Source organism: Bacillus sp. FJAT-44742 (assembly GCF_002797315.1).
GTDB classification, from domain to species: domain Bacteria; phylum Bacillota; class Bacilli; order Bacillales; family Marinococcaceae; genus Thalassorhabdus; species Thalassorhabdus alkalitolerans.
In genome coordinates, this window is the sequence record NZ_KZ454936.1 from 921,082 (window position 1) to 945,526 (window position 24,445).

Annotated in this window: 23 protein-coding genes, 1 riboswitch and 1 other annotated feature; of the genes, 18 read left to right on the forward strand and 5 right to left on the reverse strand. The window is 42.0% G+C overall.

From position 1 onward, the window contains the following. Positions 1-19 precede the first annotated feature (19 nt). Both CEF17_RS04750 and CEF17_RS04755 read left to right on the forward strand, forming a co-directional pair. Positions 20-199, forward strand: coding sequence for a hypothetical protein (locus tag CEF17_RS04750; RefSeq protein ID WP_100398508.1), 180 nt, complete (start codon positions 20-22; stop codon positions 197-199). A 35-nt stretch (positions 200-234) separates the two neighbouring features. Next, positions 235-648: a hypothetical protein gene (locus CEF17_RS04755; RefSeq protein ID WP_198508883.1), complete on the forward strand. Its 414-nt coding sequence runs from the start codon at positions 235-237 to the stop codon at positions 646-648. A 63-nt stretch (positions 649-711) separates the two neighbouring features. Here the strand turns inward: CEF17_RS04755 and serA are convergent, their stop codons facing one another. After that, positions 712-2,334, reverse strand: a complete 1,623-nt coding sequence (gene serA / locus CEF17_RS04760; RefSeq protein WP_198508884.1) for a phosphoglycerate dehydrogenase — start codon at positions 2,332-2,334, stop codon at positions 712-714. Between the two features lie 223 nt (positions 2,335-2,557). Then, positions 2,558-2,771, reverse strand: a binding site (T-box leader). A gap of 146 nt (positions 2,772-2,917) precedes the next feature. On the opposite strand from serA, the gene CEF17_RS04765 reads away from it, so the two are divergent. Further along, positions 2,918-4,024, forward strand: a complete 1,107-nt coding sequence (locus tag CEF17_RS04765) for a M14 family metallopeptidase (RefSeq protein WP_100398510.1) — start codon at positions 2,918-2,920, stop codon at positions 4,022-4,024. Positions 4,025-4,054: 30 nt separating this feature from the next. On the opposite strand, the gene CEF17_RS04770 is transcribed toward CEF17_RS04765, so the two are convergent. After that, complete coding sequence (locus CEF17_RS04770; protein ID WP_100398511.1) at positions 4,055-4,309, reverse strand: ferredoxin; 255 nt, start codon at positions 4,307-4,309, stop codon at positions 4,055-4,057. Between the two features lie 219 nt (positions 4,310-4,528). Between CEF17_RS04770 and CEF17_RS04775 the strand changes: the two genes are divergently transcribed. The 3 genes from CEF17_RS04775 to CEF17_RS04790 all read left to right on the forward strand — a co-directional run bounded on the left by CEF17_RS04775 (position 4,529) and on the right by CEF17_RS04790 (position 7,970). After that, positions 4,529-5,596, forward strand: a complete 1,068-nt coding sequence (locus CEF17_RS04775; RefSeq protein ID WP_157842927.1) for a YpbB family protein — start codon at positions 4,529-4,531, stop codon at positions 5,594-5,596. After that, positions 5,586-7,112: a RecQ family ATP-dependent DNA helicase gene (locus tag CEF17_RS04780; protein WP_100398513.1), complete on the forward strand. Its 1,527-nt coding sequence runs from the start codon at positions 5,586-5,588 to the stop codon at positions 7,110-7,112. Before CEF17_RS04775 ends, CEF17_RS04780 begins: the two co-directional genes overlap by 11 nt. 402 nt (positions 7,113-7,514) lie before the next feature. Then, positions 7,515-7,970: a DUF2663 family protein gene (locus CEF17_RS04790; RefSeq protein WP_100398515.1), complete on the forward strand. Its 456-nt coding sequence runs from the start codon at positions 7,515-7,517 to the stop codon at positions 7,968-7,970. A 56-nt stretch (positions 7,971-8,026) separates the two neighbouring features. Here CEF17_RS04790 and CEF17_RS04795 read toward each other — a convergent pair whose 3' ends face one another. After that, positions 8,027-8,257: a hypothetical protein gene (locus CEF17_RS04795; protein WP_100398516.1), complete on the reverse strand. Its 231-nt coding sequence runs from the start codon at positions 8,255-8,257 to the stop codon at positions 8,027-8,029. A 146-nt stretch (positions 8,258-8,403) separates the two neighbouring features. Continuing rightward, positions 8,404-8,613, reverse strand: a complete 210-nt coding sequence (locus CEF17_RS04800; RefSeq protein ID WP_100398517.1) for a hypothetical protein — start codon at positions 8,611-8,613, stop codon at positions 8,404-8,406. Positions 8,614-8,731: 118 nt separating this feature from the next. Here CEF17_RS04800 and CEF17_RS04805 point away from each other — a divergent pair, with 118 nt between their 5' ends. The 7 genes from CEF17_RS04805 to CEF17_RS04835 all read left to right on the forward strand — a co-directional run bounded on the left by CEF17_RS04805 (position 8,732) and on the right by CEF17_RS04835 (position 15,201). Then, positions 8,732-9,442: an SIR2 family NAD-dependent protein deacylase gene (locus CEF17_RS04805; protein WP_100398518.1), complete on the forward strand. Its 711-nt coding sequence runs from the start codon at positions 8,732-8,734 to the stop codon at positions 9,440-9,442. A gap of 390 nt (positions 9,443-9,832) precedes the next feature. After that, the gene (gene yhfH, locus CEF17_RS04810; RefSeq protein ID WP_100398519.1) at positions 9,833-9,961 is read left to right on the forward strand and encodes a protein YhfH; all 129 of its coding nucleotides are present in this window, start codon (positions 9,833-9,835) and stop codon (positions 9,959-9,961) included. A 213-nt stretch (positions 9,962-10,174) separates the two neighbouring features. Next, on the forward strand, positions 10,175-10,942 hold the full coding sequence (locus tag CEF17_RS04815) for a metallophosphoesterase (RefSeq protein WP_232725417.1): 768 nt from the start codon (positions 10,175-10,177) through the stop codon (positions 10,940-10,942). Between the two features lie 43 nt (positions 10,943-10,985). After that, complete coding sequence (locus CEF17_RS04820; RefSeq protein ID WP_100398520.1) at positions 10,986-11,900, forward strand: MerR family transcriptional regulator; 915 nt, start codon at positions 10,986-10,988, stop codon at positions 11,898-11,900. A 94-nt stretch (positions 11,901-11,994) separates the two neighbouring features. After that, entirely contained in the window at positions 11,995-12,585 is a 591-nt protein-coding gene (locus CEF17_RS04825) for a genetic competence negative regulator (protein ID WP_100398521.1), read from the forward strand. 259 nt (positions 12,586-12,844) lie between these two features. Beyond that, the gene (locus CEF17_RS04830; protein ID WP_054637400.1) at positions 12,845-14,110 is read left to right on the forward strand and encodes a Glu/Leu/Phe/Val family dehydrogenase; all 1,266 of its coding nucleotides are present in this window, start codon (positions 12,845-12,847) and stop codon (positions 14,108-14,110) included. Positions 14,111-14,193: 83 nt separating this feature from the next. After that, complete coding sequence (locus tag CEF17_RS04835) at positions 14,194-15,201, forward strand: YpdA family putative bacillithiol disulfide reductase (RefSeq protein WP_100400799.1); 1,008 nt, start codon at positions 14,194-14,196, stop codon at positions 15,199-15,201. Between the two features lie 292 nt (positions 15,202-15,493). Here CEF17_RS04835 and CEF17_RS04840 read toward each other — a convergent pair whose 3' ends face one another. After that, positions 15,494-16,465, reverse strand: a complete 972-nt coding sequence (locus CEF17_RS04840; protein WP_100398522.1) for an asparaginase — start codon at positions 16,463-16,465, stop codon at positions 15,494-15,496. A gap of 136 nt (positions 16,466-16,601) precedes the next feature. Here CEF17_RS04840 and prsW point away from each other — a divergent pair, with 136 nt between their 5' ends. From prsW to metH, 5 genes are all read left to right on the forward strand, one after another. After that, positions 16,602-17,258 (forward strand): glutamic-type intramembrane protease PrsW, encoded by a 657-nt coding sequence (gene prsW / locus CEF17_RS04845; RefSeq protein WP_332835283.1) that lies wholly within the window; start codon positions 16,602-16,604, stop codon positions 17,256-17,258. A 12-nt stretch (positions 17,259-17,270) separates the two neighbouring features. Then, entirely contained in the window at positions 17,271-17,435 is a 165-nt protein-coding gene (locus tag CEF17_RS20290) for a hypothetical protein (RefSeq protein ID WP_198153567.1), read from the forward strand. A 60-nt stretch (positions 17,436-17,495) separates the two neighbouring features. After that, a riboswitch (SAM riboswitch) is annotated at positions 17,496-17,602 on the forward strand. A gap of 183 nt (positions 17,603-17,785) precedes the next feature. Beyond that, entirely contained in the window at positions 17,786-18,892 is a 1,107-nt protein-coding gene (locus tag CEF17_RS04850; RefSeq protein ID WP_100398523.1) for a methionine biosynthesis PLP-dependent protein, read from the forward strand. 30 nt (positions 18,893-18,922) lie between these two features. Further along, positions 18,923-20,767, forward strand: a complete 1,845-nt coding sequence (locus CEF17_RS04855; RefSeq protein WP_442857447.1) for a bifunctional homocysteine S-methyltransferase/methylenetetrahydrofolate reductase — start codon at positions 18,923-18,925, stop codon at positions 20,765-20,767. A 39-nt stretch (positions 20,768-20,806) separates the two neighbouring features. Continuing rightward, positions 20,807-24,256: a methionine synthase gene (gene metH / locus CEF17_RS04860; RefSeq protein ID WP_100398525.1), complete on the forward strand. Its 3,450-nt coding sequence runs from the start codon at positions 20,807-20,809 to the stop codon at positions 24,254-24,256. Positions 24,257-24,445: the final 189 nt, after the last annotated feature.

Sequence of the window (24,445 nt, forward strand, 5' to 3'; positions counted from 1 at the left end):
GCAAAGGAGAGAAAGAAATTTGATAGCTGATTACAGTAAACGGTTTTTAGTGGTATTTGTTTTTGCACTGGTGGTAGGGTTTGTCTTTTTATTTCTTAGTATTTCCACGCTTGCTTCAGAACAAAGCAGCAGTGACTCAGCAGAAGAGGAGTGTCTTTGTATAGAAAATGAAAAGATCGTTGAAAGAGTTAAGTTATGATACACTTTAAGTAACCTACGAAGACAAAGGATCGAATGGAAATGAAATGGGAAGAGGATGAAACTATTACTGTGGATGCTTCGCTCCTTCTCTGGTTAAACGAACAGGCTGATTCACAGGGACAGGAAGAGCTCCTTTATGACTCCTTTCTATTTTTCCTGCGAAAGATAGAAATGCATGAAACAATCAGGCTGGACCGCGACGGTTTTTTACACAGGCGCTTTTGGAAAGGAATTGAAGCGGCATTGTGTTACCAGCTTTTAAGTAAACACAGGCGCCCGGGAGGTATCTCTTTATATCGTTTCATGGAGAAGGTGGCAGAGATGGAGCACTTCATTGTGAAAGAAGAGGGGCATGCAAGACTTTCTCAGCAAGGGAAGCAATTTTTACAGAAAAAAAAGCCCGTGCAGCAGAGTAAGATTCTTCGCTACATATGGCCGGTTCATTAAGGTACCAAGTATAATAAACAAACTCCCTTGCGCTAACCGCAAGGGAGTTTGTTTTGCAGGTAATTACAATTCAATTTTATCAGAGTACGTGATTTCCTCAATAGAGGTTAAATCTTTAACAACCTCATCTGTAACCTCTTTGTCTACAGCAAGCATCATGATGGCATCTCCGCCTTCCTGCTGGCGTCCCACCTGCATGGTTGCGATGTTGACATTATGCTCTCCTAACAGCTGTCCCATTTTTCCGATGACCCCTGGTTTGTCAGAATGCTGAATGTAAATTAAGTGCCCGGTCGGATAAAAGTCAACGTTAAAATCATTGATACGGACAATTCGTGGGCCGTATTCTTTTACAAACGTTCCTTGAATCGTAAAGGTGCGTCCTTCTCCCTGAACAGTAGCTTTGATCAGGTTGGAATAGCCAACTGTATTTGTCAGGTACTTCTCACCAAAGATAATGCCTCGCTCTTTAGCAATAAGAGAAGCATTGACATCATTGACAGGTGCATCCACGCGATGGCTTAAAAACCCGGCCATAAGGGCTCTTGTCAAGACGGATGTATCCAGGTCAGCAACCTCTCCGCCGTATTGAACATCAATTTCCTGGACAGGTGTTTTCATTACCTGTGATAAAATATCTCCCATTTTTTTCGTTAGTTCATAATAAGGCCTGATCGTTTCATAAAGCTCTTTAGACATCGTAGGAAGGTTGATTGAATTAAGAGCAGGAAGTCCATCAAGGAAATTTACCACTTCTTCAGAAACCTGAGCAGCCACGTTTAACTGTGCTTCTTTTGTGGAAGCAGCTATATGAGGCGTTCCAATGACTTGTTCATGGGCAAGCAGCTTGTGGTTTGTAGCAGGTTCTTCTTCGTACACGTCCAGAGCCGCTCCTGCCACATGCCCGTTCTCGATATAATGCTCAAGAGCTTCTTCGTCAATAATACCGCCACGGGCACAGTTGATGAGGTACACGCCTTTTTTTGTTTTTGCAATATTTTCCATGCCGAGAAGACCCTTTGTATCCTTTGTAAGCGGGGTGTGAACGGTAATGATATCAGCTTTGGACAGAAGCTCGTCTAAATCTACTGTGGTTACGCCGAGCTCTTCTGCACGTGATGTAGGCAAGTAAGGATCAAATACGAGAACTGACATTTCAAATCCCTTGGCACGCTTGGAAAGCTCAGTACCAATTCTCCCAAAACCAACGATTCCCAGGGTTTTCCCACGAAGCTCGGTTCCCTGGAATCCTTTGCGGTTCCATTCACCATTTTTAATAGACATGGTGGCCTGTGGAACTTTGCGGGCTAAAGACATGATCATGGCAAACGTATGTTCAGCGGTGGAAATTGTGTTCCCTTCAGGAGCGTTAACCACCACTATTCCGCGTTTTGTTGCAGCATCGATATCAATGTTATCAACACCGACACCAGCTCTAGCTATGATCTTTAAGTTCTTCATTTGGTCCATGAGTTCCGGGGTAACAGTCGTCGCACTCCGGACAAGAAGAGCGTCATACACGGAAAGATCCTCTACTTCGTCAACTTTCTTTTCTACGCAATTTACATTTTCATTGCTGAGCAGAGGAACTAATCCTTCTTTGCTCATAGAGTCTGCTACGAGTATATTGTACAACTGACTCTTTCCTTTCTGTTGAGTTTGTTCAAGAACTGGCTGCTGAATCATTACCTCTCCACTCTCCTTTATTATATCTAAGCTATGCTAAGGGTATTTCATGCCTAAGCCTCGTGAACTGTAAACACTGGCCTCTGCATTGACTATAGCTTTGACCTTATCACACAATATTGTGCTTTGGACATAGCCTGTATCTAAATAAGCATAAATTATGCAAATTCCTTTGGTTATGAAAGCGCTCCATTAAAAAACTTCCACCCCTCCACGAATAATCGTGAGGGGCGGAAGTCCGCGGTACCACCCTCGTTCGCAGGAGATGCCTGCCTTAGGGAGCCTAAGCTCATAAGATAACGGTTTACCCGTTCACTTCTACTGTTATTCAAAGTGACTGCTCAGAAGGGCTATCGGAAAATTGGCATACCGGCTCTCACCACCGCCGGCTCTCTGGGATGACCAAAGTTTTCGTCATTCTTCATCTTCGGATTTCATGTATCATATTGTCCATGACAGATAGACAGTTGTCTATCTCTTATTGTCTGATAATTTAACACAAGGCTGGTTATCTGTCAATTCCCTCCTTCTCATTTTTGTTTAAGCTCATATACTTTTACATACATGAGAAAGGCGGGATAGTATGGTATTTACTTATAAGACAACATCCGGTGATACGTTAACGAAAGTTGCCAATCGTTTTCATATCAGGATAGAGGATCTGCTGGCAGCCAACAAGGAGATTCCTTCATCACACTCTTATCTTTATCCGGGAAGACACCTCCTAATCCCGGACAATGCTTCTTCAACGAAAAGAAAAAAGTTATATCCATGCAGTGAGGAATACGGATGGAGAGAGCTTGATAATGATCGCAGATTGCTGCAGAGTCAAACGATTAAAGGACTTAAGGTCGAGCAGATCGGCCAGTCTGTAATGAAGAAGCCCTTATGGCTGTTTAAGTATGGGAAAGGGCAGAAAAAAATTTTTCTTACAGGCACCTGGCATGGCAATGAGTGGATGAATTCGTGGCTTTTGATGAGTTTTTTAAAAACATTTATAAAAAAAGTAAATACAAAAGCTCCATGGCTCGGTTATTCTCCTCATAAGCTGTATCAAGACGCCACTTTGTTTATTGTTCCTTTAGTAAACCCTGATGGAGCAGAACTTGTTCAAGAAGGGCTGTCTAAAGGACATTCTCATTATGAACAGGTGGCTGCTATAAATGATGGCTGGTCCGACTTCAGGCATTGGTCAGCTAATATAAATGGAGTAGATTTAAATCACCAATGGCCAGCCGGCTGGAAGGAGGAGGCTAAAACAAGTCCAAAGCAGCCGTGGTACCGCCATTTCGGAGGGGTGAGCCCAATCAGTGAGCCTGAAAGTAAAAGCATATACTTGCTTACAATGAAAGAAGATTTTTCCCACGTGCTGGCATTTCATTCTCAAGGGCAGGAAATTTACTGGGGATACCGGGATATGGAACCTAAGGTGTGCAAAAATCTCGCTGAGAGGCTTGCCAGTGCCAGCTCTTATCACCCTGTAAAAACCGCTGCCAGTGCTGCCGGGTTTAAAGATTGGTTTATTAAAGAATGGAAGCGCCCCGGGTTTACCATTGAAACTGGCAACGGGAAAAATCCTCTTTCCTTTGACGCCTCACTGGAAATGTGGCTGAATAATGTTCCTCTTATTTTAGAAAGTTTAACTTTTCCTTCTTTTTCTCCGCCGCTGGATAAATGGGAAAAGGAATAAAAAAAGCTCGTCTGCTGACGAGCTGCTTTTTTATTCGAATTTTAATGCATCGCCGTCAAATGGCTCATCAGCAATCTTAATAGAATCAGTCGGACAACCTTCAAAGGCATCCTCCATGTCTTCTTCCAGTTCATCAGGTACTTCTACTACTCCTTTATTTTCATCGCCATCAAGGATCACCTCTGCTAATCCTTCATCGTCGTAATCATAAATATCAGGTGCAGCTGCCCCGCAAGCTCCACAGGCAATGCATGTGTCTTTGTCTACAATTGTATATTTAGCCATGTTGAAATCCTCCTGTTATATATAATTTATCCACGACTCTATTGAATCTATCTACATGGATAACGTATTGATTTCTATTTCATATTGTATGCTTTCGTGATAAAATTTTCAACAGATAAACTTGAAAAAACCTTACAAGACGCCGATATAGTAGGCTTTGTTTATATTATAATTATTCCGACTGGAAATGAAGACTATTAAAAAAGGAAGGTGGTTTCTTTGGCAGAAAGGGTTTTATTCAGGCAGAAACTTCTTTTGTTTGTTCTTTTTCGCATTCAAGGAGACCGTACACTGCGATCCGCTTACCACCTTCTTACAGGGAAAAAAACAGCACAAACGATTCAAGATGGAAAGCTTTATCAGACGTTATTCTTATTTCAGTCACTTCCGGGTTACAGTGAAAGAGAATTTAACCAGGATGTTCATGATTTAGCGTTTCAACAGAAGTACATAGTACTTTCACAAGACAGCGGCACATTAACCTCCAAAGGAAAGGAAAAGGTTAATGAACTCGTTTCTCATCCTCCTTGGTCTAACCATTACAATGGCTGGCTATACGAAAAAGCGGCTTCTATATTGTGGCAAAGGCTTTCTCTTTTTGTTCAGGCTTTGTCGTTCGGTTTAAAAAAAGATTCTTACTACATTCCAGTAACTAACAACCATGATGTGCTCACGTGGGTGAAAGAAGAGTGGAAAAGAAAACCTGATAAAGAAGCTTCGGCAGAGACCTTGTTTCAAGAATTACATAAGCTTTTATGCACACTCGAAAAACTGGACTCAGATATATTTGTTTCAAGGTTAAGCGGATGGAAAGCCCCTGGTCTGACCTTTGGCCAATGTGCTTCAACATTTGACATTGAAAGCTCTGAAGCCAGGTTCCGTTTTAATGGTGTACTTCATTATCTGATTAAGGAAGGATCTGCCCGACCTTGGTCATATCCATTTTTATATTCTATTATCAAGGACATTGAAAACAGCCAGGGGCTTACAGCAACTGCCCTAAAGACAAAAGAACTTCTTTTGCAGAAAAAGAGTAAAGAGGAAATATCCGTTATACGAGGGCTGCGGCCAAGTACAATAGAAGACCATATTGTTGAAATTAGTTCTCACGATCCGTCGTTTTTAATTGATACATATGTCTCTGAACAGCTGCAAAAAGAAATTGTTCAAGCGTCGATGCGCAGACAGACGAAAAAACTGAAAATAATCAAAGAGGAAGTCGGAGCAGGGGTTACTTACTTTCAGATTCGGCTGGCCCTCGCACAGGGGGAAAGACATGGGATTTGAGCTTGAGGATGCTTTAAAGAAATGGTTCGGCTATGAAGAGTTCAGGCAGGGGCAAAAGCAAATTGTACAGAATATTTTTGACGGGAACGATGTCTTTGCCATGCTTCCGACTGGTTCAGGGAAATCCCTCTGTTATCAGCTTCCCGCTCTTATAAAAGAAGGAACGGCTGTCATAGTATCCCCTCTTTTGGCTCTGATGGACAATCAAGTACAAGAGTTGAAGCAGCAAGGGATAAAATCAGTGACAGCTATTAACAGCTTTCTCAGTCATGAGGAAAAAAAGGAGAAAATAAGGGAACTCCCCTTTCATAAAATCGTTTATTTGTCACCGGAAACATTGACCCAGGAATGGGTACTTTCCCGCCTTGAAAACATGAATATTTCTTTGTTTGCCGTGGATGAAGCCCATTGTATATCGCAATGGGGGCATGAATTTCGAACTCACTATTTACGACTTGGTGAAGTGAGAAAAAGGATTGGAAACCCACCATGCCTGGCATTAACTGCCACAGCCACTCCTAAAGTCCAGAAGGATATTGTGACACAGCTTCAGTTAGAGAAGGCTGTGCATTTCATTCACCCCATAGACAGGCCTAATATTGCCCTTTTTGTTGAGAAACACACAGGCGAGCATGGCAAAGAAAAAAAACTTATCGAATGGATAGAGAATCTTCCTGGGCCGGGAATGGTCTATATCTCTTCGCGAAAGAAAGCGGAGAAGCTGGCACAGCTTATTAGGGAAAAAACCTCAAAAACAACAGCATCTTATCATGGAGGGTTGAGTAATGAAGACCGCCTGTTGATTCAGCAGCAATTTTTATCCTCTTCCTTAGATGTCATATGCTGTACAAGCGCTTTTGGCATGGGCATTAATAAACCTGACATTGGTTTTGTTATTCATTACCAATACCCAACAAACCTTGAATCCTTTATTCAGGAGATAGGGAGAGCCGGAAGAGACGGAAGGCAAAGTGTATCCCTGCTGCTTGTAAGCCCAGAAGATGGCGATATTCCTGCCTTGCTGATTGAAAATGAATTTCCCCCTAAAGAGGAATATCTTGCCGTTTTAGATAATATCGTCAACAACCATTCCTGCAAGCAGATCACAGAGGAAGTACTCATGCAACAGTACGGAATGGAGGAAACCCACGCACGCTTTCTTCACTTTTACTTACGTTTCTTTCAGATCATAGATGCTACCTCCATTCTCACGACTCATAATGTGACAGAGATAGGAAGAATACTGGAAAATCAGATTGTGAAAAGAAAACGAGTGAAATATAGTCAACTTCGGCAAATGGAAACATGGATTCACGAAAAGGGGTGCCGTCGGGAAGGCCTTTTAAAAGTATTTAATGAGACGATGAAGTCTGAGCGGCCAGCTATTTGCTGTGATGAATGCGGTCACGATCCTCCTGAAAGCGAAACAACTGAACAAAAAGCCGAAACAACTGAACAAAAAGCCGAAACAATTTTTCAGTGGCATGCACGTTTACGCCACATACTGCACCAATAACAGTCATTTTCAAGAAAAAGGAGAGTAAATCCAGCTCAACGTAAACCAGGGCATGAAAGAGGGTAAATCATTTCTAAACAATAGAGGTGAATATTCATGATAAAAAGCGCGCGCTCTCGAAGGATGCAACAAGATAATGTGTCCCTTCATTTGAATGACCACAGCTATGACGAAGTCAACAACGAATCTCTTCCTCCCAGGAGTGAAGCTCATAGAAATAAGAAAGTCAAAAAGAAAAATAGTCATTTTTCTCTCATAAATTTGTTGTTTATATTATTTATATTGATCGTACTCCTTGGTTTAAGTTCCTTTATCTGGTATGAATAATCTCTCCTATGCCATCTCTCTGAATGTATAATTCCTAAACTCTCCAAATAAAGTGTAGAGTGGAGGAGGTGGGAAATGGAGCAAAAGACAGCTGAAAAATTAAATGAGGTTGATATTTCGCCTATGGCTGAAACGTTGTTACTGGAATTAGTATCTAGAAAAGAAAAAGAAAAGGCAGCTGTTGTCCTGGTTAAAAGAGCAGGAATCCTTACAATGGTCAGCATGGCAGTCCTGCTCTTATCAATTTTTTACATGCAAAGCCAGGGGCACAATGAGGTTTTACAAAATATTCTTATGCTGTTTACCGTATGGTGGGGTCAGCTGGCGGCTGTCAGCTGCATTCTTGGTGCAGGGACACTGATCACAGGGAAAAGAAAACTTGTGAAAGCCGAGGAAGAGTTTGAAAAGCTTCGCGAAGAATTAATTCAAAGAAGTGAAGAGCTTTGGGACACAAAGGAAAGATGGGAAACAAGGCATGAGTTGTTTTCATGCTTACAGGAAAACTATGATATTAACCTGTTTCATTTATGATCCAACAGAAGGGAAGCCCGTGAAAAAAGAACCGTGTCCAAATGGAACGGTTCTTTTTATAGGGTTGAATGATCCACAGGCTGGTGACCGAAGAACACAAACCGCTTTCGGTTATAACATGTATTCGCTATGGATACTGATAAATTGGAAAAAGATTCAATTTGGCCAAATGCTACCGTGGTATTTTGCATCGTGCAGAATACTTCTACCGGAAGTCCAAGTTTTTCATTGTATCGTAAATCGTCGTTAGTAAATAGAGACCGATGTTTTATTTTAGTAAGTATCATTTGTTCCTCCTCCTTCGAACAAAAACGTAATTGTAAGCGCTCACTAACAGTGTAAACTAAATTGATTGAAAATTCAATAAAGTTAGCAAATTATCTTCCATATATTTCAATTTTACAAGGGAGCTCATGAAGGAGGGGGAACGATGTTATTGAGGCAGACTCGAGAAAGCTTCTTCGGATTCTTCGTCCTCATATAAAGGAGAAGCAAGCATTAACCCCGAAAAACATAAAATAACTCCGACGCCCATAGCAAGAAAAGGCACAGTCAACTTTTTCTTTTTTACAAGGAAATAAAGGAGTAATGCAAAGCCGCCGGCAAATAAGGCAGTCCCAATTAAAAATACAGTGAGGTCCATTATTCTTTCCTCTTTTCTCTATATCGGTTGTTTTCATTATTAATTATAAGAAAGTAAAATAGAAAGAGCTATGTGTTTCACAAAAACATAACAAATTTTTTACTACCTTGAAAGGAGACTGGCGCCATTGGAAGAGGTTGGAAAGTGGATGATTGAAAGCAAAAACACGGTTGTATTAACTGGAGCAGGAATGTCAACGGAAAGCGGACTCCCGGATTTTCGTTCGAAAGAAGGCTGGTGGAAAAGCATTGATCCTTCTACTGTAGCCAATGTGGATGCCCTGCACCGTAACTATGATTTATTTCACGAATTCTACCGGGACAGGATTATCAGTCTCAGTCATTGTAAGCCTCATGAAGGTCATTTTATAGTTGCAGAATGGGAAGAAAAGGGCATGGTTAGTCACGTTGCCACTCAAAATGTTGATGGTTTTCACCACCAGGCGGGTAATAGAAATGTTTCAGAGCTCCACGGGAATATCCGAACGTTTCGCTGTCACAACTGTGGTACAGGAGCTCTTGAAGAGTTATTTCTGAATGGTGAAAACTGCAGAGAATGCGGTGGCAGACTGAGACCAAACGTCGTATTGTTTGGTGAAATGCTTCCTCAAGAGGCCTGGGAAACAAGCCTGGATGCCATTGATTCAGCAGACCTGATATTAGTTATCGGTTCAAGCCTCCAAGTCTCGCCAGTAAACCAGCTTCCTTATATGACAAAAGGGAAAACGGTATGGCTGAATAAAGAGATTGATTCTTTTTCACAATTTGATAAAACAATTGAAGGAAGTGCGAAAGACATTCTGCAGCAACTTAACAACATAATTACGTAGGAGCTGGGACGAACTAGGTTTTGTCCCAGCGCTTTTTATTGAATAAGCTTTGTTCGATCATGTTGTTGTTTTTCGTTAAAAGATGCTTGCTTTTACCTAAACGGTACAAGTACGACGCCCTTTTAGGACGGTGTCTTCTACGTGACGGGCCATGCCTCAACTTTCCAGGAAAACGACGCTGCGGTTTTTTCCTATTATTCGAGACCTGAAGACGTTTCGCACAGTTACCTGCAATCAAAAATACACTCTTACCTTTTAACAAAGCCATTACATAGTAATTGTAATAGAACAGTAAAAGAAAAAAAGGAAAAATATTATAAAACACGGTTGTATTTTCAGAACTGTTATAATACAATGAGTATACAAACAACTCAAGGGAGAGTGGAATGTATGAAAAATATCTTGGAATTCTTTAGAAATTTGCCTCCAAAAATGTGTACCGACTGCGGAGAAGAAATGCATGAGCAGCACGAATCCTATATGAACCAATGTGATAGATGCCTTCGGCACGGTGAATAAACAAAATAAACATACAATGATTGTTTTATAACAGGTTTTCAACCTGTTATTTTTTTGTGTACAAACAATAAAATAACCTTTAAAGAGCAGACTAGGAAAAGATATAGAGATGTTTAGTAAAAAGAAGAAGACGTGGTAATAGTATCCACTTCTTTTCTTTTCAATGAAGTAGAATTTCGCTATACTCTTTCTAGGAGTGCGAGGAGGGTAATCGTGAAATCATTTATAGGAATTATTTTTACTGTTTGTGCTGCATTATTTGGATACATGCTTATTGAAGCAAGGCGCAATCGTGTCAGTGAGCACACATTTTCTTTTTCAAACCTTCCTTCTTCTTTTCATGGAGTAAGGATCTTTTTTATATCTGATTTGCACTTTCGTTCCATTCACTCTTCCATTCTCAGAGAGGTTAAAGGAAAAGCTGATTATGTATTTGTCGGGGGAGACATCATGGAAAAAGCAGTTCCTTTTTCCAGAGTGGAAGAAAATCTTAAAAAGCTTACATCTATTGCTCCCGTTTATTTCGTATGGGGGAATAATGATTATGAAAAAGATGCCCGAAGGCTGGAGAAGATACTAAGGGACCACAACGTAAGGGTGCTCGCCAATGATACAGCTGTCTTACAAAAGAACGGGGAAAGGCTCTTTCTGATAGGAGTGGATGAACTCAATCATGGAAGAGATGATCTGGAAAAAGCAGGAGCATACTCAGGGGATGGCTTTAAAGTATTACTGGCCCATGATCCAGCCATCATCGACAAGCTTAAAAAGTCTCATAATATATCTCTTGTTTTCAGCGGACACACACACGGGGGGCAAATCAGGCTCTTTGGAAAGGGGATAAGGGAAAAGGGCGGCATAAAACAAAGAAACGGTGCCATCCTGCTCCTGAGCAACGGCTACGGAACCACAACAATACCAATGAGGCTGGGAGCGCCGGCAGAGACACATTTACTCACATTAGTAAAAGACGATAAATAACTGATTCAAGAAAACGCAGAAAGGTAAGAGGTGAAAATCTCCTGTGTCGCAAAAAGAAACCGGTAAATATAATATTAAGGCAATATCTAAGATGCTTGGAATCCAGCCAGGTACGCTCCGGGCCTGGGAGCGTCGTTACCAAATTATAGAACCAGTAAGGAACCAGGCAGGGCACCGGTTGTATACTGAGGAGCATGTAGGGATCTTACGATGGTTAATAGCTAAAGTGGAAAAGGGTTTTACCATTGGGCAGGCAGTGGATCTATTTGAGAAAGAAAATTTTCAACTGGATTCTGTTGAAGTAAAGGATAACGGGCAGGTTGAAGAGTTTTCGATTAAAATAATGGAAGCCTTGCTATCTTTTAATGAAAGTGAAGCCCAGGCTCTCACTGACAGAGCCTTTAGTGTATTCTCCATCGAAAAGGTTCTTATGGAAATATTTACTCCTCTGCTTATAAAGGTAGGGGATTTATGGGAGCGGAATTCTATAACGGCTGCTCATGAACATTACGCTTCAAATTTTATTAAAATGAAAATGGGTAACATCTTTCAAAGTTACCGGGTTGATGCCTATCTTCCTAAAGTGTTGGTTGTTTGTGCACCTGATGAACGCCATGAGTTAGGTCTGCTAACATTTACGTTTTTTTTGAGGAGAAAAGGCTTTGATGTGATTTACTTAGGTACGGGGGTTCCTGGCAGAGACATTCTCACGGTAGTAAATCAAGTGGAGCCTAAGCTTTTTTTCATGTCGTGTACGATGATTGAGAATTTGAAGGGTGCCCTTCAAGTGGTCAAGACAGTAGCAAAAAAACACCCGAAGATGGTCACTGGAATTGGTGGGAGAGCGTTAAAAGGGATATCAACAAATGAGTTGGATAATAACCTGCTTATGATGGATTCCACCATACATGGATGGGATCATTGGTTTCATGATTACTTTCAGCAATATAGAAGGTAGAAAAGTCTATCACGGTGGAAAAGCTTAATGAATAAAGTAGGATAAGAAGTGATCGCATCAAAGCGGGGTGGATCAGGGCGAAGGAGGGGCAGCTATGCGCCTGGAGAAAATTACCACCAATAAAGTGAAAGTGTTTTTAACGTTGGATGATTTAAGTGAGCGGGGGTTAGAAAAAGATGATCTATGGAATGACTCTCCTCGAGTGAAACAATTGTTCCGAGATATGGTTCTTGAAGCAGATGAAGTTCTTGGATTTAAAGTAGAAGGGTATTTATCAGTAGAAGTATATGCTCTGCCTGCTCAGGGAATGATCATTCATTTATCGTCTGAAGAAGCACCTTGTTCTTTTGAAGAAATGGATGAAGATGTTCTGGAATTAGAAATAACGATGGATGAGAGGCCGGAAATGCTTTTTGAATATCGATCGTTTGAAGATATTATTCAGCTGGCGTGGCGTCTTTATGACTCTGGAATTACTGGCGGGCAGCTGCTCTTTCATAAAGAGCGCTACTATATATATTTTCACAAGGCAGAAACCACTGCTCTTTCAGAGGACACCTTTATTGCAGTGATGTCCGAGTATGGAGAGCCGTCTACTACTTCCTATACACTTTTAAAAGAATATTCTTCCAGATTGCTGAATGAAAACGCAGTAAGTGAGATTGTATCTTACTTTTCACGATAGGCCACCTCTTTATAAGAGGTGTTTTTTTATGGGGTTTACCAGCTTGGATCTAAGGGTCTGAAATGAAAGGCAGGAGAGGATGACAGTCTCTTTGAAGTGAGAAAAAGAAAGACAGCGTTTCGGTAGAAATAAACGCAATCTTTCTTTATAGTAGTAAGTGATTGAATGTAAAAAATCTAGAACATGCGCGATAATTGACGCTCCTGGCTAAAGGCCTTGAGACAAACGCTTTTCTATTTTTTTATAGAGGTGAACAGACATGGAAGAAAATGAGAAAACAGAGCAAGAAAACATGGATGTCTTGCTTTCTACACAGAAAGTAGTAAAAGAGGCCCTGGGTAAGCTGGGGTATCCAGATGAAATATATGAACTCATGAAAGAACCTGTACGTTTGCTAACTGTAAGGATTCCAGTTCGGATGGATGATGGCTCCACAAAAGTGTTTACCGGATTTCGTGCCCAGCACAATGACGCGGTTGGTCCTACAAAAGGTGGAGTCCGTTTTCATCCAAACGTTACTGAAAAAGAAGTCAAAGCCTTATCTATTTGGATGTCTTTAAAGGCCGGCATTGTGGACTTGCCCTATGGAGGCGGAAAGGGCGGAATTATCTGTGACCCAAGAGACATGTCTTTTCGTGAGCTAGAAGGTTTAAGCAGAGGGTATGTACGAGCAATCAGCCAAATTGTCGGGCCAACAAAGGATATTCCTGCCCCCGATGTATTTACAAATTCGCAAATCATGGCCTGGATGCTTGACGAATACAGCCGGATCAGGGAGTTTGATTCTCCTGGATTTATAACAGGCAAACCTATAGTGTTAGGAGGATCTCACGGACGAGAATCTGCTACCGCAAAAGGAGTTACCATCTGCATGAGAGAAGCGGCTAAAAAGAAAGGCATTGCCCTTGAAGGTGCCAAGGTTGCTATTCAGGGATTTGGCAATGCAGGCAGCTACTTGGCTAAGTTTCTTTATGATGCTGGGGCTCATATCGTAGGCATTTCTGATGCGTACGGAGCTCTTTATGACCCGGATGGATTAGATATTGATTACCTTCTTGATCGGAGAGATTCATTTGGAGCAGTGACCAACTTGTTTAAAAACACATTGACCAATCAAGAGCTTCTTGAGGTAGAGTGTGATATTCTGGTGCCGGCAGCGATTGAAAACCAAATAACAAAAGAAAACGCCAATAATATAAAAGCAGACATAGTCGTGGAAGCAGCAAATGGACCGACTACGATGGAAGCAACAAAAATATTATCTAATAGAGGTGTACTTCTTGTACCGGATGTTCTGGCAAGTGCTGGAGGGGTAACGGTCTCTTATTTTGAATGGGTGCAGAATAATCAGGGATATTACTGGACAGAAGAAGAGGTGGAAGAAAAGCTCGAACAGGTAATGGTCCATGCATTTGAAAATATTTTTCGTCTTGCTCATGGACGAAAAGTAGATATGCGCCTTGCTGCCTATATGATTGGTGTGAGAAAAATGGCCGAGGCATCCAGATTCCGAGGCTGGATATAAAGAACATATAACATTCAGGACCCCCTGCTCGTAGAGGAAGGGGGTTCGCTAATGCACAAAGATAAGGAGTGGCAAAGGTGAGCATCATAAAAGAGACAGTCATTATAATCGGAGCAGGGCCTTGTGGGCTGGCAGCTGCCATCTCTTGTCAGGAAAAGGGGCTGGATCCCCTGATTATTGAAAAGGAAAACGTTGTTCACACGATTTTCCGTTATCCGACTCATCAAACATTCTTTAGTTCAAGTGATAAATTAGAGATTGGGGATCTGCCGTTTGTGACAGAAGAAAGAAAACCAAAGCGAAACCAGGCCCTTTCTTATTACAGGGAAGTTGTCAAACGTAAAAAGTTACGTATTCATTCTTTTGAAGAAGTGAAGGAAGTCTGTAAACAAGAAGATGATTCCTTTTTACTCTTAACTGAAGATAAAAAAGGTGAAGCAAAGGAGTATAAAGCCCCTTTTGTGATCACAGCCACTGGCTACTATGACAATCCAAATTATTTGGGGATACAGGGAGAAGAAAGCGAGCATGTATTCCATTATTTTAAAGAAGCTCACCCTTTCTTCAAAAAAAATGTGGTCGTTATCGGCGGAAAAAATTCAGCCGTAGATGCTACACTTGAATTAGAAAAAGCAGGGGCAAACGTTACCGTTTTATATCGGGGCGGGGAGATGCCAGAGGATGTAAAGCCTTGGATATTGCCTGAATTTCTTTCTTTGCTCCGCCACAATAAAATAAAGATGCATTACCATGCTGTCCCTGAAGAAATTACTGAAAATAATGTTCATTTTATAGCTGATGGTGAACAACAAACTGTTGAGGCAGACTTTGTTTTGGCGATGACAGGGTATCATCCTGACCACGGCTTTTTAACCAAGATGGGTGTGGAAATTGAAATGGAAACAGGGCGCCCGGTATTTGACGAGGAAACAATGGAAACGAATGTGGAAAATCTTTTTATAGCGGGTGTGATTGCAGCAGGAAACAATGCAAACGAGATTTTTATAGAAAACGGGCGTTTCCATGGCGATGCTGTCTCCAAAACGATATACGAGCGGCTGAGATCCAGGGACTATAACACACAGTTGTAAAATGACAGCCTTCATAAGGTTGTCATTTTTAGATCGTGGCTTTGGATATTGTTGTTGATTTCCCGCTTACAGGCCCTCGCTTGTACCTAAAGGACCAAGTGCCATATCCATTCTGGTGTCCCTTCCTGCATCCACGGTGTCTTCTACAGTACGTGAATTGCCGCGGCTCCCTCGGGAAACAACTCTGGGGGGAGCTGCGGCTCAAGGGCCCGAAGGAACTTCGCGCTTTTATCTATTATCTAATGACTTAAAAAATCAATTTCACCTTTTACAGAGCCTGATTTAAAGAACTTCAGCGCAAAAATATTTCCTGGAGCTTTCCATGGTCCTGAGTCATCTCAAGAGCAGCCATCAGCTTAAGCCGTGCTTTTTGTCCATTTAATCCATTTGTAAATATGACTCCTTTTTCTTTCAGCTGCCTGCCCCCTCCTTCATAGCCGTATGTGTCCTGGACGATACCGCTGTAGCTTCTGGAAACCAGTACGACTGGAATGTTCTTTTCAATGAGTGATTCCAAAGGGGGGACAATAGCTGGCGGCACATTCCCTTGTCCGAATGCTTCAAGCACCAGACCATCGAGTGGATGAGAGGCTATATGAGCCATCACACTTTCTTCCATGCCAGCGTATGCTTTTACAAGCAGCACCTTTTTAGACAGCTTTGTAACAGGAAAGTGTTCCCTGTGCGCTGGAATGTGATGAAAAGAAACTTCGCGTTTTGTTAAGATCCCAATGGCCCCGTATTGAGGACTTTGAAAGGTGGCAATGTTGCTTGAATGGGTTTTTGTTACGTTTTTAGCTGTATGGATTTCATCATTAAAGACGACGATGACCCCTTTTTTGGCTGCTTTGTCACTTGCTGCTGTTCTTACAGCTGAAATTAAGTTATGAGGGCCATCAGCGCCAAGCTCATTGCTTGAACGCATAGCTCCAGTGATAACAACTGGCTGGTCCAAATGTAAGAGCAAGTCTAATAAGTAGGCGGTTTCTTCCAGCGTATCTGTTCCATGGGTAATTACGACCCCGTCAAAATGAGAATTTTTCATCTTTTCATTAATCTTTTCGGCAAGACCCAGCATGTGCCTGGGGGTGATATGAGGAGAAGGAAGGTGAAGATAATCTTCCGTTTCTATCTTTACTGTCTCCTGTAACATTTCATTTACAGAATGAAGAGGGTTCTTTTCTTCTGGCGCGACCATGCCTGTTTCTTTATTTTCAGACATGGCAATCGTACCGCCGGTATGGATGATGAGTATTTTTTTCAAAGGATCACCTCACATAAGAATAATTTATACCCTGTGTTTCCAAACCTTTTTAACTATGCTGGTTTGCAAAAAAAGGTAAACAATTTTCAACCTTAAAACTAACATGTTACCATGAAGATGAACAGAGGGGACGGTTATGACGGTGGTGACACTTTTTACAGCAGCACTTGCACCTGCCATATCATTACTTGTATATTTTTATCTTCGCAATCAATACGGTTCAAACATGATAGGGCAGGTCATAAAAGCTTTTATTATAGGAGTGCTGCTAGTTTTCCCCGTGATGGTTATACAATATGCTTTAGAAGGGGAGGCTTTAATTACCGAACCTTGGTTCAAAGCATTCGTCAGCGCCGCTTTCCTTGAAGAGTTTTTTCAATGGTTTCTGCTGTATTTTATCGCTTATCGTTTTGGCACACTGAAAAACAGGTACGATGGAATTGTTTACGCTGTTTCTTTATCTTTAGGGTTTGCAGCAGCCGAGAATGTGTTATATCTAATGGCAACAGGTATTGACTTTGCTGTCGGACGAGCGTTTCTGCCTGTGAGCAGTCATGCATTGTTTGGAGTAGTCATGGGATATTATCTGGGATCTGCTCGTTTTAAAGTGAATGACCATGTTAACAAATGGCTTTTCCTGGCCCTGATCATCCCTGTTGTTTTACACGGTTTTTTTGATTTGATACTATTAACCATTAATCAATATCTTTTTACGAGCATCGCCCCTTTTATGATTTTTTTATGGTGGTTTGCATTAACAAAAGTGAAAAAAGCGAATGAGAGAACGGAATAAGGAGTGATCGTATTGACTACTGAAACTCGATACAGAGTGGTGATTCGCTGTCCTAAATGCGGAGAAAAATATATTCTGCGAGGCCGCCAGCGAGCTGATGGTGAATATGAAACAGGGTTTAAACGATGTGTATGCGGGAATGAAACGGAGCTCAATGTAGAGGCTACGCCGGAATAAAGGTTGCAATTTCATGTTTTTTCGTGTAGTGTAGCAATAACAACTTTATTATAGGAAGCTTTCTTATCTAGAGAGATGGAGGGAATGGCCCGAAGAAATCTCAGCAACCAGCCAGTTTTGGTCAGGTGCTAATTCCAGCAGGTGGAGATAAACCTGCAAGATGAGAAGAAGCTAGCGTGTCTCGATACTGTCTTGCCTTCTTCTTAACCGAAGAAGGCTTTATTTTGTACATATGCATTTTTCCAACAAATGTAAAGAGGGATAAAGGTCGCAAAAACTTTAGGCAGCCCTTTTTCTGAAAAAATTTGAAAATAAAGAAAAACAGATTATCATCATAAGGAGTGGAGAGAATGTCTCGGTACAACCTAGAAACAAAACTTGCACAAATAGGAAATAGAAGCGAGGAGGCTACAGGTACAGTAAGCGCACCTGTCTATTTCTCAACTGCATACAGGCACAGCGGTATAGGAGAATCGACCGGCTATGATTATTCAAGGACAGGAAATCCTACAAGAGAACTTCTTGAAAAGGCGATTGCAGAGTTAGAGAGCGGAGACAAGGGGTTTGCGTTAAGCTCAGGAATGGCAGCTGTTCAAACAGTTCTAGCGCTATTTAAAAGCGGGGATGAGATCCTGGCATCCCAGGACTTGTACGGCGGCACATATCGTTTATTTGAAGAAGGATGGAAAAAGTGGGGATTAACCTTTACATACGGAGATCCTCGAAACCTTGCATCTTTTTCAGAAAAAATAACAGAAAATACAAAAGCTTTATTTATCGAAACGCCGACAAATCCATTAATGCAGGAAGCTGATTTGGAAGGCCTTGCTGCTGTTGCAAGAGAGAATAACCTGCTTTTAATTGTAGATAACACCTTTTATACTCCAGTGCTTCAAAGACCTATTGAAAAAGGAGCCGACATTGTCATTCACAGTGCTTCCAAGTATTTAGGCGGCCATAATGATGTCATCGCAGGCTTAATTGTTGCAAAAGGAGAGAAGCTTTGTGAAGACATTGCTGCTTTTCATAACGGTATGGGAACGATTCTTTCTCCTCTTGATGCCTGGCTGTTAATGAGAGGCATGAAGACACTGTCTCTGCGGATGGAAAAGCATACGGAAAATGCCCAAAAGGTAGCTGCTTTCATGAACGAACATCCATTGATTGATGAAGTTCTTTATCCAGGAAAAGGAGGCATGCTTTCCTTTCGTATCTGTGATGAAGAGCATGTAAATCAGCTTTTAAAAGGGTTAAACCTCGTCACATTTGCAGAAAGCCTTGGCGGTGTAGAAAGCTTTATGACCTACCCTGCCACTCAAACCCATGCTGACGTTCCTGAAGAAGTACGACTGGCCAATGGTGTCTGTAACCGTCTCCTTCGTTTTTCAGTGGGTATTGAAAATGCTGAGGATTTAATAAGAGATTTACAGCAGGCATTAGAACAACTTTCACAGTAACCGAAGCGTATTGGAGAAAGGATGAATGAAGTGGAATTCTTAAAAGCTCTGGAAAATGGAATGCTTGTCGGAGACGGAGCGATAGGCACATATTTATATGACAAAGGGTTTACAGGCTCTTTTGAAGTCTTAAATATAGAAGATCCTTCTGCTGTGACAAGCGTACACAGGGAATATATCAAGGCAGGGGCAAACGTGATTCAAACAAACACCTATGCTGCAAATCGTCTTAAATTAGAGCGGTATGGTCTTGAGAATGAAACGATAGAGATAAATAAACAAGGCGTTCGTCTGGCAAGAAAAGCAGCCGGAGGAGATGCTTTTGTCCTCGCTACGATCGGAGGCATCCGTGGAGTTCAAAAAACAGATTATGACAATGACGATATTCTTTCAGCATTGGAAGAACAGGCAAAAGCTCTTCTTTCAGAAAAGCCTGATGGTTTAATTCTAGAAACATTTTATAATTATGAAGAGGTTCAGTCGGCGGTTAAGATGTTTCGTAAGATGACTGATCTTCCTATTGTAGCCCAGGTCTCTCTGGGTGAGGTTGGAGTTCTCCATGGAGGGATCAGCGTCACAGAAGCTTTTCAGACTCTTGCAGCCCAGGGAGCTGATGTGGTCGGTTTAAACTGCCGGATGGGCCCGTATCATATCCTGCGTTCCCTGGAAAATGTCCCCTTAATAGAAGGAGCGTATATTTCGGCTTATCCGAATGCCAGTCTGCCAGATTTAGATGACGGGAGATTTGTATACCAATCGAACCCAAGTTATTTTTATGAGAGAGGCCAGGATTTGCGAAGCCAGGGTGTCCGTCTCATAGGCGGATGCTGTGGTACAACGCCGGAACATATTGCTGAGCTATCGAGGGCGGTAAAAGGAGAAAAGCCTGTCGATACAAAGGAAACAGTCCCTGTTGAACAGGAAGTTATTCAGGCTTCAAAGAGGACGGAAACGCCTTCTCTCTCTGAAAAGGCAAAAAATGAAGTTGCCATTGTAGTTGAATTAGATCCTCCAAAAAAGCTGGCGACAGACAAGTTTTTAGAAGGTGCGAAACAGCTTCATGAAGCTGGCGCTGATGCAGTCACTATGGCTGACAATTCACTCGCTTCACCACGCATTGATAACATGGCTATGGGAACGATGGTGAAGGAAAAGATAGGAGCACGTCCTCTTATTCATATCGCATGCCGTGACAGAAATTTAATTGGGCTCCAATCTCACTTATTGGGAATGCATGCTTTGGGCATTCATGATCTCCTGGCTGTAACAGGAGACCCAACGAAAGTTGGGGACTTCCCTGGCGCCACCTCTGTATACGACCTGACTTCCTTTGATCTTATTTCCTTGATTAAAGAAATGAACGAAGGAAGATCTTTTTCAGGAAAATCTCTAGGGGAAAAAACATCTTTTTCAGTAGCAGGTGCTTTTAACCCGAATGTAAGATCGTTAGAAAGAGCGGTTAAAAGGCTCGAAAAAAAGATTGAGGCTGGGGTAGATTACTTTATGAGCCAGCCCGTGTATGGAAAAGAACAATTTCATGATATCCATGAAGCAACCAAACATTTGCCGGTGCCTGTGTATATTGGCATTATGCCTTTAGTAAGTGCCAGAAATGCAGAGTTTCTTCATAACGAAGTGCCAGGCATTAAGCTGACGGATGAAATCAGGGAAAGAATGGCTGCTTGCGGGGAAGATCGGGCGAAAGCAGAAAAAGAAGGCCTTGATATTGCAAAAGAATTAATAGATGAAGCAATGAAATATTTTAATGGAATTTATTTAATTACACCATTTTTGCGTTATGAAATGACAGTAGAGCTGACCCGCTATATAAAGGAAAAAGCGAGCTTACAGAAAGAAACTGTAAAAAGCAGGTAAGCATAGGGGTACCGGGTGGTAAAAGGAGTGGACACACCAATGACCGAGAAAAAAATATCATTTGAAGAACGATTACAAAAAGAGATATTGGTATTAGACGGAGCAATGGGGACGATGCTTCAGAATGCAGACCTCTCGCCTGAGGACTTTGGCGGGGAAGAGTATGACGGCTGTAATGAATTCTTAAACCTTACAGCTCCTGAAGTCGTTGAGCGGATTCATCGGGAGTACCTTGAAGCGGGTGCTGACATTATAGAAACCAATACATTTGGGGCCACGGATATTGTCCTTGCTGATTATGATCTTGAGGACCGGGCGGAAGAAATTAATATTGCTTCGGCACAAATTGCCAGGAAAGTGGCAGATGAATTTTCAACAGAAAATGCTCCCCGCTATGTGGCAGGCGCGATGGGACCGACAACAAAATCTTTGTCGGTGACCGGAGGAACTACTTTTGAGGAACTTATCGCCTCCTATGAAGAGCAGGCTAGGGGCTTAATTAAAGGCGGGGTCGATATCCTGCTTCTTGAAACAAGCCAGGACATGAGAAACGTGAAAGCTGCCTATCTAGGAATTGACCAGGCTTTTTCAGCTTTAGGAATAAGACTTCCTTTAATGATTTCAGGCACGATAGAACCAATGGGGACAACTCTTGCCGGTCAGACCATTGAATCTTTCTATATATCCTTAGAGCATATGAAACCTGCAGTTGTAGGACTAAATTGTGCAACTGGGCCTGAATTTATGAGAGATCATCTCCGTTCTCTTTCAGAATTAGCAACAACCCACGTGCATTGTTACCCAAATGCCGGTTTGCCTGATGAAGAAGGACATTACCATGAATCTCCCAAGTCACTGGCAAAAAAGCTGGAATCTTTTGCTGAGAAAGGCTGGCTGAATGTAGTAGGGGGATGCTGCGGAACGACTCCGGAGCACGTCAAGGTAATGAAAGACGTAGCAGAACGCTACGAGCCAAGGAAAGCACAAAACGATCACCCTCACGCCGTTTCGGGCATTGAGCCTTTAATTTATGAAGAAGATATGCGTCCGTTATTTGTCGGGGAGCGGACAAACGTCATTGGGTCTCGTAAGTTTAAACGGTTAATCGGAGAAGGGAAGTTTGAGGAAGCATCAGAAGTTGCAAGAGCACAGGTGAAAAAAGGGGCCCATATTATAGATGTTTGCCTCGCTGACCCTGACCGGGACGAAGCCGAAGACATGGAGAACTTTTTACAGCATGTCGTCAATAAAGTGAAGGTCCCTTTAATGATTGATTCCACTGACTTCCAAGTGATTGAAAAATCGTTAACTTATTCTCAGGGGAAAGCAGTAATCAATTCAATTAATCTCGAGGACGGGGAAGAGCGGTTTAAACAGATTATTCCGATCGTTAAAAGATTTGGGGCAGCTGTTGTAGTCGGTACGATTGATGAGACGGGAATGGCCGTTTCAGCTGAACGAAAGCTTGAAGTTGCCAAACGCTCATATGACATCCTTGTTAACCAGTACGGAATCAATCCAAAAGATATTATCTTCGATCCATTGGTCTTTCCCGTTGGGACAGGGGATGAACAGTACATTGGTTCAGCTGAAGCCACAATTGAAGGGATACGCTTGATCAAAGAAGCCCTGCCAGAATGTTTAACGATACTGGGAATTAGTAACGTATCCTTTGGTCTACCCCCGGTTGGCCGTGAAGTGTTAAACTCATCGTTTATGTACTATTGCACAAACGCAGGCCTTGATTACGCCATTGTAAACACGGAAAAAGTGGAAAGGTATGCAAGTATTCCAGACAATGAAAAAGAACTTGCGAGAAAGCTTCTTTTTGAAACATCAGACGAGACTCTAGCTGAATTTACCGCTCATTACAGAGGCAAGAAGTCTGAAAAAAAGAAAGTAGAAAAAAACCTTACTCTTGAAGAGCGTCTCGGAGAATATATTGTCGAGGGAACAAAAGAAGGGTTATACCCTGACTTAGATCTTGCTCTTGACTCTTATGAAGACCCCTTAGATATCATTAACGGGCCGTTAATGATCGGTATGGATAGAGTAGGAAAGCTTTTTAATGATAACGAGTTAATTGTGGCCGAAGTACTCCAGAGTGCTGAAGTGATGAAGGCTGCCGTAGCACATTTAGAACCGTATATGGAAGTCAAAGAGGATGACAGCGGGAAAGGGAAAATTCTCCTTGCTACCGTTAAAGGAGATGTCCATGACATTGGGAAAAACCTTGTAGACATTATCCTCTCTAATAATGGGTTTAAAATTGTGAACCTTGGAATCAAGGTTACCTCAAATGAATTGATCGAAGCAGTACGCAAAGAAAAGCCTGATGCTATCGGATTAAGCGGTCTTTTGGTAAAGTCTGCCCAGCAGATGGTACTGACAGCACAGGATTTAAAGAATCAGGAAATCTCCCTTCCAGTGTTAGTTGGCGGGGCAGCGTTAACCCGGAAATTCACCGATGAGAAAATTGCTGCAGAGTATGATGGGCTTGTTCTCTATTCAAAAGATGCCATGAATGGTCTTGAACTGGCAAACCGGCTTGCATACCCAGAAAAGCGGGAGGCATTAGAGCAGGAAATCAGGGAAAAGCAGCAGAGTAAACAATCAAAAGCCGCAGAGAAACCAAAGCAGGCGGCGGCAGAAGAAATCCCTGTGCGCTCAGAAGTCTCTCAGGAGGTTCCAGTGTTAACACCGCCGGATCTTAAAGAGCATGTATTAAGGGATTATAAACTTTCCCATTTAGAGCCATACATTAATATGCAGATGCTGTTAGGAAGGCACCTCGGCCTTCAAGGGAAAGTAAGCCGTCTTTTAAGTGAAGGCGACGAAAGAGCAGTAGAGCTAAAAGAAAAGGTAGATGAATTCCTGCAAAGAGCCAAGTCTGAAAAGCTCCTTCAGGCACACGGCATCTACCGGTTTTTCCCGGCTCAGTCTGAAGGTAATGACATCCTCATTTATGACAGTCCGGACAAGAAAAATGTAATTGAAAGATTTTCCTTTCCAAGACAGCAGCGGGCCCCTTATCTTTGTCTTGCTGACTTTATCCGTTCGACTGAAAGCGGAGAAATGGATTATATCGGGCTGCTCACGGTTACTGCAGGAGAAGGAGTACGGCAGATGGCTAATGAAGCAAAGGAAAATGGCGATTATTTGTTCAGTCATCTGGTTCAGGCTGCAGCACTGGAAACAGCGGAAGGGTTTGCTGAAAGAGTCCATCAGATGATGAGAGACCAATGGGGAATTCCGGATTCTCCCGACTTAACAATGGAGGAACGTTTTTCTGCTAAGTACCAGGGTATCCGGGTATCCTTTGGATATCCTGCCTGTCCTAATCTGGAAGACCAGAAAAAGCTCTTTAAACTCTTGAATCCTGAAAAAATCGGAGTCCAGCTGACAGATGAATTTATGATGGAACCAGAAGCCTCCGTGTCCGCGATGGTTTTTGCTCATCCGGAAGGAAGATATTTTAACGTTCTCTAAATTTCATAATATGTTTTTTATATCTGGATTATTTTGGGCATTCGCCGTAGAGGGAAGCTGCTCACATTGCAATAGGCAATGTGAGCAGCTTTTTTTCTGCGAAAAAATCGGGGAAAGTGCTTACTTTTTCTACCATTTTTTCTTGCTTCAATAATTAAAGGAAAATGTATGAATAAAAACAAACGTCCA

Bases quoted from the DNA above. Each gene is read 5' to 3' on its own strand.
- CEF17_RS04825 (WP_100398521.1), top strand. From the start codon at position 11,995: ATGCGCCTGGAGAAAATTACCACCAATAAAGTGAAAGTGTTTTTAACG.
- serA (WP_198508884.1), bottom strand. From the start codon at position 2,334: ATGATTCAGCAGCCAGTTCTTGAACAAACTCAACAGAAAGGAAAGAGT.
- CEF17_RS04795 (WP_100398516.1), bottom strand. From the start codon at position 8,257: ATGATACTTACTAAAATAAAACATCGGTCTCTATTTACTAACGACGAT.
- metH (WP_100398525.1), top strand. From the start codon at position 20,807: ATGACCGAGAAAAAAATATCATTTGAAGAACGATTACAAAAAGAGATA.
- CEF17_RS04790 (WP_100398515.1), top strand. From the start codon at position 7,515: ATGGAGCAAAAGACAGCTGAAAAATTAAATGAGGTTGATATTTCGCCT.
- CEF17_RS04800 (WP_100398517.1), bottom strand. From the start codon at position 8,613: ATGGACCTCACTGTATTTTTAATTGGGACTGCCTTATTTGCCGGCGGC.
- CEF17_RS04780 (WP_100398513.1), top strand. From the start codon at position 5,586: ATGGGATTTGAGCTTGAGGATGCTTTAAAGAAATGGTTCGGCTATGAA.
- CEF17_RS04830 (WP_054637400.1), top strand. From the start codon at position 12,845: ATGGAAGAAAATGAGAAAACAGAGCAAGAAAACATGGATGTCTTGCTT.
- prsW (WP_332835283.1), top strand. From the start codon at position 16,602: ATGACGGTGGTGACACTTTTTACAGCAGCACTTGCACCTGCCATATCA.
- CEF17_RS04850 (WP_100398523.1), top strand. From the start codon at position 17,786: ATGTCTCGGTACAACCTAGAAACAAAACTTGCACAAATAGGAAATAGA.
- CEF17_RS04755 (WP_198508883.1), top strand. From the start codon at position 235: ATGGAAATGAAATGGGAAGAGGATGAAACTATTACTGTGGATGCTTCG.
- CEF17_RS04770 (WP_100398511.1), bottom strand. From the start codon at position 4,309: ATGGCTAAATATACAATTGTAGACAAAGACACATGCATTGCCTGTGGA.
- CEF17_RS04765 (WP_100398510.1), top strand. From the start codon at position 2,918: ATGGTATTTACTTATAAGACAACATCCGGTGATACGTTAACGAAAGTT.
- yhfH (WP_100398519.1), top strand. From the start codon at position 9,833: ATGAAAAATATCTTGGAATTCTTTAGAAATTTGCCTCCAAAAATGTGT.